The sequence below is a fragment of the Methylophilus sp. VKM B-3414 genome, assembly GCF_032248435.1.
Classification (GTDB): Bacteria; Pseudomonadota; Gammaproteobacteria; order Burkholderiales; family Methylophilaceae; genus Methylophilus; species Methylophilus glucosoxydans.
The window spans coordinates 319546-333293 of record NZ_JAVTLI010000001.1 but is presented as its reverse complement, the minus strand read 5'-3'; the positions used below and the strand labels follow the sequence as shown (position 1 = coordinate 333293).

General features: G+C 52.0%; 11 protein-coding genes. 5 read left to right on the top strand and 6 right to left on the bottom strand.

Annotated features, from left to right (window positions below; genetic code table 11):
- Nucleotides 1–59 precede the first annotated feature (59 nt).
- The 4 genes from carB to bamE form a co-directional block, all read right to left on the bottom strand.
- Nucleotides 60–3275, bottom strand: coding sequence for a carbamoyl-phosphate synthase large subunit (gene carB, locus Q9292_RS01515; RefSeq protein ID WP_194747124.1), 3216 nt, complete (start codon nt 3273–3275; stop codon nt 60–62).
- Entirely contained in the window at nt 3275–4414 is a 1140-nt protein-coding gene (gene carA / locus Q9292_RS01510; RefSeq protein WP_194747125.1) for a glutamine-hydrolyzing carbamoyl-phosphate synthase small subunit, read from the bottom strand. The genes carB and carA overlap by 1 nt, the downstream gene beginning before the upstream one ends.
- A 228-nt stretch (nt 4415–4642) precedes the next feature.
- Complete coding sequence (dapB, locus tag Q9292_RS01505; protein WP_194747126.1) at nt 4643–5449, bottom strand: 4-hydroxy-tetrahydrodipicolinate reductase; 807 nt, start codon at nt 5447–5449, stop codon at nt 4643–4645.
- A gap of 45 nt (nt 5450–5494) precedes the next feature.
- A complete protein-coding gene (gene bamE, locus Q9292_RS01500) occupies nt 5495–7831 on the bottom strand; it encodes an outer membrane protein assembly factor BamE (RefSeq protein ID WP_313983904.1) in 2337 nt (778 codons plus the stop codon).
- Nucleotides 7832–8003: 172 nt separating this feature from the next.
- Here bamE and fur point away from each other — a divergent pair, with 172 nt between their 5' ends.
- Entirely contained in the window at nt 8004–8426 is a 423-nt protein-coding gene (gene fur, locus Q9292_RS01495) for a ferric iron uptake transcriptional regulator (protein WP_194747128.1), read from the top strand.
- A gap of 92 nt (nt 8427–8518) precedes the next feature.
- Nucleotides 8519–9055 (top strand): DNA-deoxyinosine glycosylase, encoded by a 537-nt coding sequence (locus Q9292_RS01490; protein WP_313983901.1) that lies wholly within the window; start codon nt 8519–8521, stop codon nt 9053–9055.
- Here the strand turns inward: Q9292_RS01490 and recN are convergent.
- Both recN and Q9292_RS01480 read right to left on the bottom strand, forming a co-directional pair.
- Nucleotides 9003–10661 carry a DNA repair protein RecN gene (gene recN, locus Q9292_RS01485; protein ID WP_313983898.1) on the bottom strand — a complete coding sequence of 553 codons (1659 nt, stop codon included), beginning with the start codon at nt 10659–10661 and terminating at the stop codon, nt 9003–9005. The two genes, Q9292_RS01490 and recN, sit on opposite strands and share 53 nt — an antisense overlap.
- Before the next feature lie 19 nt (nt 10662–10680).
- On the bottom strand, nt 10681–11550 hold the full coding sequence (locus Q9292_RS01480) for an NAD(+) kinase (protein WP_313983894.1): 870 nt from the start codon (nt 11548–11550) through the stop codon (nt 10681–10683).
- Nucleotides 11551–11637: 87 nt separating this feature from the next.
- On the opposite strand from Q9292_RS01480, the gene hrcA reads away from it, so the two are divergent.
- The 3 genes from hrcA (at nt 11638) to Q9292_RS01465 (ending at nt 13730) form a co-directional block, all read left to right on the top strand.
- Nucleotides 11638–12666: a heat-inducible transcriptional repressor HrcA gene (gene hrcA / locus Q9292_RS01475; RefSeq protein WP_275356930.1), complete on the top strand. Its 1029-nt coding sequence runs from the start codon at nt 11638–11640 to the stop codon at nt 12664–12666.
- Nucleotides 12667–12825: 159 nt separating this feature from the next.
- Nucleotides 12826–13308, top strand: a complete 483-nt coding sequence (locus Q9292_RS01470) for an FxDxF family PEP-CTERM protein (protein ID WP_313983892.1) — start codon at nt 12826–12828, stop codon at nt 13306–13308.
- A gap of 188 nt (nt 13309–13496) precedes the next feature.
- Entirely contained in the window at nt 13497–13730 is a 234-nt protein-coding gene (locus Q9292_RS01465) for a glycine zipper 2TM domain-containing protein (protein ID WP_313983889.1), read from the top strand.
- The last annotated feature ends 18 nt before the right edge of the window (nt 13731–13748 follow it).

The window sequence follows — 13748 nt, the reverse complement described above, 5'->3', positions numbered from 1 at the left end:
AAATAAACCACACCCGAATGAGCGTGGCTTATTTAAATATCAACTAAGCCTAGTGTATGTTAACCAAGGCGTTTGTGCAAGTCTTGCACCGAGTAGACATCCATATCCTTGCTTTGTGCCATGCCGATACAAGCGGCACGCGCACCCGCCAGAGTCGTGTAATAAGTCACCTTGTTCTGAAGCGCGCTGCGGCGGATCTCATACGAGTCAGTAATCGCCTTTTTGTCTTCTGTGACATTGACAATCAAACTGATCTCATCGTTCTTGATCATGTCGACAATATGCGGACGGCCTTCAGCGACTTTGTTCACCGGTGTCACCTCCAGACCTTGCTCGGCCAGTGCACGCGCTGTACCTTTGGTCGCCACTAGCGTGAAACCGAGTTTAACCAGGTCCTGCGCAATGTCGATCACTTTTTTGTGATCTTCGTTACGTACGCTGATAAAGGCTCTGCCCCCGGTAGGCATCTTCACAGAGGCCCCCAATTGTGACTTCACAAAAGCCTCGGCAAAAGTATTGCCTACACCCATCACTTCACCAGTGGACTTCATTTCAGGCCCCAGGATGGTATCCACGCCCGGAAACTTGATGAAGGGGAACACAGCTTCTTTCACCGAGTAATAAGGCGGAATCACTTCTTTGGTCACGCCTTGAGATTTCAGCGTCTGACCTGCCATGCAACGTGCCGCAATTTTGGCCAGCTGCAAGCCACAGGCTTTGGACACAAACGGTACCGTACGGGATGCGCGCGGGTTAACTTCGAGCACATATACCACATCGCCCTGCCCACTGTTCTGCACGGCAAACTGTACGTTCATCAGGCCCTTCACGCCCAGCGCTTTGGCCATTTGTACGGTTTGTCTGCGCAACTCATCTTGCAGGTCGTCGCTCAGGCTGTAAGGCGGCAGTGAACAGGCAGAGTCACCAGAGTGCACACCGGCTTGTTCCACGTGCTGCATGATGCCGCCGATCAACACATCTTCACCGTCGCTCAAAGCATCCACGTCTACTTCAATCGCATCGTTCAGGAAGCGGTCCAGCAGAACTGGGGACTCATTAGACACCTTAACCGCTTCACGCATGTAGCGCTCCAACTGGCTTTGCTCATGCACGATTTCCATCGCGCGGCCACCCAGAACATAAGAAGGGCGCACCACCAACGGGTAACCGATTTCAGTCGCAAGGCGAATTGCCTCTTCTGGCGCACGCGCTGTGCGGTTCGGCGGCTGCTTCAGGTTCAGGCTATGCAGCATTTGCTGGAAGCGTTCACGGTCTTCTGCACGGTCAATCGCATCTGGCGTGGTCCCAATGATAGGCACGCCAGCTTTTTCGAGGTCACGCGCCAGCTTGAGCGGGGTTTGGCCGCCATACTGCACAATCACGCCCACCGGTTTTTCGATGTTGACGATTTCGAGTACGTCTTCCAGTGTCACCGGCTCAAAGTAGAGACGGTCAGAGGTGTCGTAATCGGTAGAGACGGTTTCAGGGTTACAGTTGACCATAATGGTTTCGTAACCATCTTCACGCATGGCAAACGCCGCGTGCACACAGCAATAGTCAAACTCGATGCCCTGACCAATGCGGTTAGGACCACCGCCCAACACCATGATTTTTTTCTTGTCCGACGGATTGGACTCGCACTCTTCCTCATAGGTCGAGTACATATAAGCCGTGTTGGTGGCAAACTCAGCCGCACAGGTATCTACGCGCTTATAGACCGGACGCACATTAAGCGCCTGACGGAAAGCACGCACTGCATGCTGGTCTGTACTCAACAGCTTGGCCAGTCGACGGTCAGAGAAGCCTTTACGTTTGAGGCGGAACAGGGTCTCTTTGGTCAAATCCCCCAGCGACTTGCCTGACAATGACAATTCGAGTTTGATGATTTCTTCAATCTGCACCAGGAACCAGCGGTCGATTTTGGTGATATCAAACACTTCATCCACACTCATGCCCAAACGGAAGGCGTCCGCCACGTACCAGATACGCTCAGGACCGGGCTCACCCATTTCCTTGACGATACGGTCTTTGTCATCGGTGACCGAATCCAGACCATCCACACCGACTTCCAGACCGCGTAACGCTTTCTGGAAAGACTCCTGGAAGCTACGACCCATGGCCATGACTTCACCCACAGATTTCATCTGTGTCGTCAAGCGGCTATCCGCCTGCGGAAATTTCTCAAACGCAAACCGTGGCACTTTAGTGACCACATAGTCAATCGATGGCTCAAATGAAGCCGGGGTCTGACCGCCGGTGATTTCATTACGCAACTCGTCGAGCGTAAAACCCACCGCCAGTTTGGCCGCGACTTTGGCAATCGGAAAGCCTGTTGCTTTGGAGGCCAGCGCAGATGAGCGCGACACCCGCGGGTTCATCTCAATCACAATCATGCGGCCATCGTTCGGGTTGATGGCAAACTGCACGTTAGAACCACCGGTATCGACCCCGATCTCACGCAATACGGCCAATGAGGCATTCCGCATGATCTGGTATTCTTTGTCGGTCAGGGTTTGTGCTGGCGCAACAGTAATACTGTCACCGGTATGCACGCCCATAGGATCCAGGTTTTCAATCGAACAGATAATGATGCAGTTGTCCGCTTTGTCGCGTACCACTTCCATCTCGTATTCTTTCCAGCCCAGCAGCGACTCTTCGATCAGCAACTCGTTGGTTGGGGAGGCATCCAGGCCGCGCTCGCAAATGGCGATAAATTCTTCGCGATTGTAGGCGATGCCACCACCACTGCCGCCCATGGTGAACGAAGGGCGAATAATCGCCGGATAACCAATCGTGGCCTGCACTTGCAAGGCTTCTTCGAGGCTGTGTGCAATCGCTGAACGTGCAGAACCCAGGCCAATTTTGGTCATGGCTTCTTTAAACTTTTGGCGGTCTTCGGCTTTATCAATCGCCTCTTTAGTCGCGCCGATCAGTTCCACATTGTATTTCTGCAAGACGCCATGCTTGTCCAGATCGAGGGCACAGTTCAATGCCGTTTGCCCACCCATGGTTGGCAGCAAGGCATCAGGACGCTCTTTTTCAATAATTTTTTCGACGATTTGCCAGGTAATGGGCTCGATGTAAGTCGCATCTGCCATTTCCGGGTCAGTCATGATGGTGGCTGGATTGGAGTTGACCAAAATGACCCGGTAACCCTCTTCCCGCAAGGCTTTACAGGCTTGGGCGCCAGAGTAATCAAACTCACAGGCTTGACCAATGACAATCGGACCTGCACCGATAATCAGAATACTTTTAATGTCGGTTCTTTTTGCCATTAGATGGACTTTCTTTCTTGCATTAACTGGATAAAGCGGTCAAACAACACGCTCATTTCTTGCGGGCCTGGGCTGGCTTCCGGGTGTCCCTGGAAGCTGAAGGCGGGCTTGTCTGTACGCGCGATCCCTTGCAGGCTGCCATCAAACAATGACACATGCGTCACTTTGACATTGGCAGGCAGCGTCGCCGGGTCAGCCGCAAAACCATGGTTCTGGCTGGTGATATACACACGCTTGCTTTCCACATCCTGTACCGGATGGTTGGCACCGTGATGACCAAATTTCATTTTCAGGGTTTTTGCACCACTGGCCAATGCCAGCAACTGGTGGCCCAGACAGATCCCAAAGGTGGGAATGCCTGAATCCACCAAGGTTTTGATCGCTTTAATTGCGTAATCACATGGCTCAGGATCACCAGGGCCGTTAGACAGGAAAATGCCATCGGGCTGATAGGCCAAGGCTTGTTCGGCAGTTGCCTGGGCCGGCAAAACGGTGACTTTACAGCCACGTGAAACCAGCATGCGCAGAATGTTGCGTTTCACACCATAGTCAAATGCCACTACATGAAACTGTTGCTCAGCCGATTTGCTAAAGCCCGCGCCTAATTGCCATTCCTGCTCGGTAAACTCATAGGCTTGTGTACAGCTCACCACTTTAGCCAAATCCATCCCGGCAAGCCCAGGGAAGCCCTGTGCATGGGCCAATGCCTGTGCCTCATCCACATGCTCACCCGCCATAATACAGCCGGCTTGCGCACCCTTCTCACGCAAAATACGGGTCAACTTGCGCGTATCGATATCAGCAATCGCCACTACATTGTTGGTCTTGAGATAATCGGAAAGATTTTGTTCACTGCGGAAATTGCTTTCCAATAAGGGCAGGTCACGAATAATCAGACCCGCAGCATAGACTTTGCCAGATTCCACATCTTCGCTATTGGTACCATAGTTACCAATATGCGGATAAGTCAATGTGACAATTTGTTCGGTATAGGAAGGATCGGTAAGAATTTCCTGATAACCGGTGATGGAAGTATTGAACACCACCTCACCGACAGTATGACCGGAAGCGCCAATGCTCATGCCCTTAAAAACAGTTCCATCTGCTAACACTAAAATCGCTGGAATTGTTTTTGACACCTTTAGCTCCTTAAGTTTGAATCGAAACACATCTTTTGAAGGTCGCAACATGCCTGCGAGGGCCCTATGCAGCGGTGAGTAGATGTGCAAAACGGGAAAAGTTTTTTGGACTCTTCCCGTTCAGAATTGCGGCATTATAGCCTAGATTAAAGCCTCACTCAAGGGCGAGGTATTGTCAGAGGATGTTAAAGCATGATGATTGCCCGCGTGAAATCAGCGGCTTAACCATCAATTCTTGTCAAAGCCAAGCACATCTCGCATATCAAACAAACCGGCCTGTTGGGTTGCCAGAAACTTGGCAGCGCGCAACGCGCCCTGAGCAAAGGTCGCCCGGCTGGAGGCCTTGTGCGTTAACTCTACACGCTCACCCACACCAGCCAGGACCACCGTATGATCGCCCACCACATCGCCACCGCGCAGGGTTGCGAAGCCGATGGTGCCCGCTTCACGCTCACCAGTGACACCTTCACGCGCATACACGGCACAATCCTTCAGTGCCTTGTCTATGCCTTTGGCTGCGGCTTCGCCCAAGCGCAGTGCCGTGCCAGACGGCGCATCGACTTTATGGCGATGGTGCATTTCGACGACTTCGATATCGTAGCCTTGGTTTAATACGCGCGCGGCTTGTTCAACCAAGTTAATCAGCAAGGTGACACCCACGCTCATATTGGGCGCAAACACAATCCCGATATTTTTGGCAGCTGCCTCAATACTGACTTTCTCAGCCTCGCTAAACCCTGTGGTGCCAATCACCAGCTTCACCTGCGCCTGCTGACACGCTTGCAAATATTGCATACTGGCTTCAGGACGGGTGAAGTCCACCAGCACATCAGCCCCCTTCAATGCAGATTCAACATCAGAAGTAATTTTGACGCCACTCAACTTGCCAAACTGCTCACCAGCATCTCGACCAATCATGGCACTTTCAGCACGATCCAAGGCCGCATGCAGTTGCAAGCCAGGATCAGAAAAAACGCCTTCAAGCAGGGCATGCCCCATACGGCCAGACACGCCTGCAATCACTACTTTCAACATAACTCGCTCAACTTATTGTTTTATATACTATTTTAGAAAAACGGATTAAAAACCGATTTGCTCCAACACGCCATCCAGATGCTCTGCGCTGCCTTCTGGCGCCGTCACCTGTTGCTTGGTGGCTGGCAGTTCTGCACCATTGCCAGCACTTTCACGCACGATCAACCAGCGCTTGCTAGCGTTATCCAGCTTGAGCTGCAGACGTTTGACCATTTCGTCGCGATAGGCTTTAGAAGCATACTTCTGATTGAAGGTGACCACTGCACTATCCCCTTCCCGCGCCACACTCACATCAGTGATTTCGAGCGTGATTTTACCTTGCTGTGGAGACAGGCGTTTTTTACGTTGCGCCTCCCAGGCTCCGCGGCTAGGCAAGCCTTCTGGCACAAACTCAGGCGAGTAAGCAGCAAAATAAGCATTCACATTTTTGTTTCGCCAAGCCTGCGCCCAGGCATCCACGGCCGCCTCTACACTGACTTCAGGGGTAGCGGCTGGAGGTTGTGTTGCCACTTCAGCCTGATCCATGGCAGGGGCAACCATCGGCGTCTCGGCCAACATCACCTTGGGCGTTGCTGCTACTGCAGCCACGGCTGGAATCGTTGCCGTACGCTCACGCGCAATTAACCAGCGTCTTTGGCTAGGCTCATAACGCATTTCAAGCGTCTTATTCAGCACATCTTTGTAAGTCTTGGCCGAATATTTTTGTTCAAATTGCACCACCGCAGAGACACCATCGCGCTGCACCACAATATTATTCAAGACCAGTGTGATTGGGCCCTGGCTGGGAGAAAGACGCTGCTTGCGTTGTGCCTCCCATGCCGCTTTGCTGGGCAAGTTTTCTGGCACAAAGTCAGGCGCGTAGGCGGCCAGATAGGTTTTAATATTCTTACTGCGCCAGGCCTGCGCCCAATTGGCGACTGCCTGATTAATCTCGGCATCACCGACAGCGGCAGAAGGCTCAGCAGCATTTTCTGCCACGGTCGCCACAGTAGGCTCGGCTGGCTTGGCAAGCGCAGCTTCTGGTGGTAATACAGGCGTGACAGGTGCAGCCGCCAGACTTTCAGACTGAGGAGATGCAGCGGGTTCAGCAACAACAGGCGCCACTGCAAGCGCGGCGGCAGGGCTGCTTGGCGTCACAGACTCTTTAGCTGTAGGCACTTGCGCAACCGCTTCTTTGACAGCTGGTTTTGAAACTGACGGTGGAGGTGGAGGCGGCAGCTCCGGTTCGGGTTCAGGTTCTGGCAACTGCTCCGCAATAAATGTAGGTGCTGGCTCGCTGGCTGCTTCTGCTTTTGGGGCAACGCCTTTTTCAGTCACTTGATGCGCTTGTGCATCCGTCGCAGGCTGATTGGCTTCAGCCATATTGCCCTTGATCATTTCCTGTTCGGTAGGGATGACAGGCGCGACATATTCCCCCTCAGGAATATAAGGAATAACCTCGTCATCTTCAGTCATGTTGACTGTAGTCGGTGGTGAAGCTGGCTTAGCCACCGGCGCAACAGACAAGGGCTTGGTCTGCGGTTTAGGTGCGATTGATTTTTTGCTGTTTTTTGACTTAGGGGCAGCCTCAGCAACAGCAACGGTAGCGGCCGTCGCGGCGACCGCGGCCGATGGACTTACGCCAGGTGCATTTGCAGCAGAGGCAGGACTCGTGGTGGAAGCCGCGCTTGCTGCAGTATTCGATTCAGCCGCAGGTACTGCCACAGCAGGCGGCGCAGCATCCTGTTCAAAGACAGGTGGCGGCTCAACGGTGTCTGCAATTTGGGCCGCCATGGTTTTTTCATTCATGGCCTGTGTACTGGCCGCCAAAGCTGGAGTACTCGCCTCTGCCGGATTCGCTTTCACCATTTCTTGCGGAGTAGGGGCTGCCTTATATTCCCCCTCAGGGATATGCGGCACAATTTCCTCATCGGCCATCTGCTGCGGAGTGACGGCTGCTTGAACCTGCGTAGGAGACTCGGCAGTGACCACTTTATTGGCTGAGTCCGCTTTGGCTGGCTTAGCTTCCTTCGCTTGAGCATCACCCTCCCAGAATTTCAGCTTGTCCGCCCAGGACTCCTCTTTCGTTGCTTCAGCTTTTTTAACCGGAGCTTCTACAATGGTTTTGATGTCCGGGTTCTCTGCCGAAGGAATCACATCGCCACGCACAGCCACCAGGCTGTCCTTATCAAAATCCAGAATGACGCGACGTTTTTCAACAATTTGGCCTTGCTGGCGTAACTCGTAAAAATAGTCCCAGCGATTATCACTGAAACTATCTACGATGAGCGGTGTCCCCATAATGTAGCGGACTTGCGAACGGTTCATACCCGGCCGCAGTTGCATTAACATTTTTGAAGTCACCACATTGCCCTGCTGGATGTCCATCTTGAATGGTTTCATTGATGGAAGCTTGGCGCCGCACCCACTCTCCAGAGATGCGACAACCAACACAAATAAGATAGAATTACGCATTGGATTCACTTTATAATCGGTATATTCATTACATACATTAATATACCACGTAGTTTCGCGAATCAAGTACGCCATACTACTTAACCCTCGGACAAAAATTATGCATGATCCTAAAGACCTCAAAAATGCAGGCCTGAAAGCAACACTGCCCCGTTTAAAAATTCTGGAGCTATTTGAAAACAGCGAGCAGCGCCACCTGTCCGCGGAGGATATCTACAAGATCATGATCACCAACGGCGAAGACGTGGGCTTGGCAACGGTCTACCGCGTCTTAACGCAATTTGAGCAGGCAGGCTTGCTGGTACGGCATCACTTTGAGAGTGGCAAAGCCGTGTTTGAAATGAATGAAGGCACTCACCATGATCATATTGTCTGCATCAAATGTGGCCGGGTAGAAGAGTTTTATGATGAAGAGATCGAAAAGAGACAGAAAGCTGCCGCCGAAAAATATGGCTTTAGCATGCAAGATCACTCTTTAACTATTTATGGGACATGTACAAAAACGTCTTGTAACGAATCCTGATATTCAACCATCAACTATTCAGGTCTTAACACCGACCTGGATACGCTTGATTGTCAGCCTCGATCAGAAGCATGTTAAGTCCACAGATTCACATGCATAGTGCTGCTGGTTTTCCACCTATCGCCAGTGCCGGCGCCCGAATCCTGATTCTGGGTTCTCTGCCTGGAGTGACCTCCCTGCGGCAACATCAATATTATGCGCACCCGCAAAACGCGTTCTGGCACATCATGGAAACATTATTCGGGATTCCAAAACAAACGGCTTATGCGCAACGCTGTGAACAGTTGCAATCACTCAAGTTGGCGGTATGGGATGTGTGTCACTCGGCCAGCCGACCTGGCAGCCTGGATAGTGCGATTGTCGCGAAGTCTGTGATTGCAAATGATATTCCAGGCTTACTCAAACACATTCCAACCATAGAATGTATTGCCTTTAATGGTCAAGCGGCGGCAAAGCTCTTTAAAAAGCATGTTGTTTTAGAGACCACGATCCCGCAGATCACCCTGCCTTCAACAAGCCCGGCACACGCCAGCCTGAGTGTTGCGCAAAAGCTTGCACAATGGCAAACGCTACAAGTCAGGCTGTCACACCCAGCATTTCTTTCGCATGCTGGCGAGTCGCCTCGGTAATCTGCAAACCGCCCAGCATACGCGCGATTTCTTCAATCCGTTCATGCGCATTGAGCGCATGAATCCGGCTCAAGGTCACGCCTTGCTGTTCAGACTTGCTGACTTGCAAATGTTGTTGCGCCTGCGAGGCCACTTGCGCCAAGTGGGTGATGACCAGCACCTGCCTGTGTCGACCCAGTTCACGCAACAAACGGCCCACCACTTCGGCCACTCCGCCACCAATGCCCACATCCACTTCATCAAAAATCATGCAGGGTACGGTGCCTAATGACGCGGTGGTCACTTGCAAGGCCAGACTGATACGCGACAACTCGCCGCCTGACGCGACTTTATTGAGCGGCCGCGGTTCGACCCCGGCATGACCGGCCACCATAAATTCCACTTGTTCCAGGCCATAGGCAGCCGGTTCGCCCGGCGTCAGACTCACCGCAAAACGCCCCCCTTTGAGTGACAGTGCCTGCATTTGTCCGGTGATGGTCTCGGATAAGGCTTGTGCGGCCTGGTGTCTGATAGCAGACAGTGCTGCGGCTTGTTGCTGATAAGTCTGCCACGCTGCCTGCGCCTGTTTTGCCAAGGCTCCGTCATCGGCAAACGTTTCCAGCTCAGCCATCCGGCTTTGCTGCTGTTGCAACAGTGCTGGCAACTCATCCGGCTTGACCCGATACTTGCGGGCCGCGGTGTGGATCATCTGAATACGTGACTCCACCTCAGCCAAACGCTCGGGATCAAGTTCACTTTTTTGCAAATGCCGATTGAGTGCACGACTCGCTTCTTCGAGCTGAATCACCGCCGAATCGACCGTTTCTGCAATTGGTTGCAATCCGGCATCGATGACTTGCAATTCAGCGAGCTTGCTTTGCACTTGCGACAACAAATCCAGCGCATTGACCTCCTCGCCTTCACTCATCATCTGCAAGCTCGCCTCCATGCCAGTCAGCAGACTGGCACCATGACTGAGCCTGACGTGCTCTTGCTGCAAGGCCAGCCACTCTTCTGCCGCAAAGCCTAGCTGTGATAACTCCCGCGTACTGTCACGCAACAGCGCCAACTCGTCTGCATACTCACTGGCATTTTTCTCGAATGCCGACTGTTGCTGATGCAACTGAAACCAAGCTTTATAACTTTTAGCCACGTCTTTAGCCAAAGGCACTGCCTGCGCATAGGCATCCAGAATTTCTCGCTGGGTGGCCATTTTCAACAAGGAGTGATGTGCATTCTGGCTGTAGATATCAATCAGCGTCTCCCCGATTTCACGCAACTGCCCGACGGTTGCAGAAACACCGTTAATAAAGGCACGGCTGCGGCCATCGGCATAAATCACGCGCCGCAGAATCAAGCTGTCATCAACGGCCATTTCTTGTGCACGCAGCCAGTCTGCAGCCGCCTGGTTACCCGAAATATCAAACGTGGTGGAAATCTCGGCTTTGTCACAGTCCTTGCGCGTCACATCGCCTTCGTTCCTGGCGCCCAGACTCAGCGACAGCGCATCAATCAAAATCGATTTGCCTGCACCTGTCTCGCCGGTGAGTGCCGTGTAGCCTGCCGAGAACTCCAGTTCCAGCGCATCAACAATGACAAAATCTCGAATAGATAGGGCTTGTAACATAGATGGTTAAACGGGCGCATTAGCCCCAGTTGAGTTTGTTGCGTAACATATCAAAATAGCAGTAGTCTTGAGGGTGCACGAGCCGAATCGACTGCTCAGCGCGCGCAATACGCACATGGTCTCCGGCGGCCAAAGGGAATTGGCCTTGGCCATCATAACTCATCTGAGCGTCTGCCGCGCTGACCACAATCACTTCAATCACACTGTCCGCAGGCACGGTGATCGGCCGATAACTGAGCGTGTGCGGACTGATAGGCACGATCGAAATCGCCTCCAGATCGGGATGCATAATCGGCCCGCCGGCAGATAAACCATATGCGGTTGTCCCGGTCGGCGTGGTCAAAATCAGGCCATCCGAACGCTGTCTTGACACAAACTGACCATCCACATGCACCTCAAGCTCAATCAGGCGAAAGGCGCTTTTAATTACCACATCGTTTAAGGCAACCACAGGCAAAACCTGGCTGCCCGCTCTGGTCACCACTGAATGCAGTAACATGCGTGACTCAAGCTGAAAATGACCCTGTAAAATCTCGTCAATCTCGTCCAGCATCTGGTCCGTTTGCAAGTCAGTTAAAAAGCCGAGTCGCCCGCGATTAATGCCAATCAAGGGCACACCGGTTTCACGCAAAGCACGGCCGACGCTCAGCATGGTTCCATCGCCGCCCATGACAATCACCAGATCGGCTTTGCTACCTATCTGTTCCAGCGAGGCCTGCTCAAAACCTTCGTGTTCCACGTAGGCGGCGGTGTTGGCTTCCACACAGACATGCAGCCCCTTGGCTAACAAGTGATGTGCCAAGCGGGTCAAATCACTTTGCATTTGCTGCAAGGCAGCAGTGTCCATATACTTGCCGACAATGGCAACTGAGCGGAATGTAGATTGCATGCCGCATTAAAGCATAGAAGCCCTGAACTGAAAAGCTAAAGGGGCTGTTATCCCAGGCGCAAATGATGCAAAATCTAACTCATTCTAATGAGATCGTCTAAAGTGGATAAACGCGCGCAAATTTTGCTTAAAACCTTGGTAGAGCATTACATCAGTGAAGGGCAACCCATAGGCTCCCGCACTCTGCTCCAGCATTCCGGCCTGGATGTCAGCCCTGCGACAATACGTAACGTCATGAGTGACCTCGAACAATTGGGGTTTATTGCCAGTCCACATACCTCTGCGGGCAGAGTGCCCACCAAAAAAGGCTACCGCCTGTTTGTGGACTCGCTGATGACGATACAGCCGCTTGATCAACGCGCCCTCGCCCAACTTAAAACCGGACTATCCTCGCCCGACCCGCAAGCACTCATTAACAATGCGGCCGATATGCTCTCGCAACTGACCCAGTTTGCAGGCTTGGTCATGACGCCCAAGCGAAGCCGCAACGTGCTTAAACACCTTGAGTTTTTACATATCAATGACAAAAAAATACTCGTGATTCTGGTGACCGATGACGGCCAGGTACAAAACCGGATTGTCCTGACCGACCGCGCATTTAGTGCCAGTGAGCTCACCACGGCCAGCAATTATGTCAACAGCCACTGTCAGGGGCTCACGCTGGAAGAAGTACAGATCAAGCTCAAGCAGGAGCTGCAACAAATGCAGGCAGACATCAATCACCTCATGTCTGCTGCGCTGGATGCTGCCAGCCAACCCGAGCCTTCAGAAAAAGAGGCGGTGGTGATTGCGGGCGAACGCAAACTGCTAGAAGTGAATGAGCTCTCAACCAACGTCGGCAGCTTACGCAAACTGTTTGAGATTTTTGAACGCCGCACGGCGCTCATGCAACTGCTTGATCAAAGTCAACGCGCCGATGGCGTGCAAATCTTTATCGGTGGCGAAAGTGGCTATCTGGCACTGGATGAATGCAGCCTGGTCACTGCGCCCTATGAAGTCGATGGTCAGGTCGTGGGGACGCTGGGCGTGATCGGCCCGACCCGAATGGCCTATGAGCGGATTATCCCGATTGTCGATATCACGGCCAAGCTGTTATCTAGCGCACTCTCAAACTAAATATTGCCTGACCATATCAGGCTAATAATTCCGACACCGAGATCAGCCACGGTCGGATAAACCTTCTACTGCTGTTTTTTCACAATCCTGATCTACATGCTTGTCTATGTTGCGCAAAGCGCTCGACACAAGCTCGTTTTTATCACTCAGGAGTTTGTTATGAAAAAATCCGCTTTATCCGTTGCACTGTGCCTATGTACTTTAATCATTAATCCCACGTATGCTGCAGCCTACGATGCGACCCGAGCTGGTGGCGGTTATGTTTTCAGCAATGTTTTTAGTGGTAATACAAGTTTCAATGACTACATTTCGTTTAGCACTGATGGCTTACAACAAGTCCTCACCAGTATTTCTGGTACAGGAACCACCTTTCAGTTCAAGGAATTTAACTTACTGGATGAAAACAAAAATCTGGTCATGAATGGTACGGTATTCAATTCCGGCCCCAATCTTTCTTTTGGATTTACAAATAGCATTCAACAAGGTAGCTACTATCTGCAAGTCGTTGGAGAGAGTACAGGTACAAATGCCAGCTATGCAGGGACCATTACCTTAGCGAACGCAGTCCCAGAACCTGAGTCCGCAGCGCTGATATTGGCGGGATTAGGCCTCTTAGGATTGAAACGCAGAAGACAAGGTTAAACATGACTCAGCCTCCCTTGTTAGAGCAACGTTATGCTCTGGCAAGGGCTATTTTGTTTCCTTTCACTTTGATAGGAAATATTCTCCCGTCAGATTCCTCTGACACACTAATCAGCTTAGATTGACTGCCTGCGCTCTGCTCACTTACTTAAAATACCCACATGTTTAATCCCTTTGGAGAGGAAATCATGAAAAAACTATCACCTGTCTCACTTCAGAAATCCCTGGTTTGGACTGCCCTGCTGGTCCTGACTCTGAGCACTTCTGCCTGTGGCTCTATGAGCACGCGTGGTAAAAACACTGCCATTGGCGCGGGTGTAGGCGCAGTCGCGGGCGCAGTCTTAACTGGTGGCAGCTCCATCGGAACGGTCGGTGGTGCGGCGGTTGGTGGCGTGATTGGTAACCAGATTCATAAGAAATAACCTGGATCTAAACAAAGA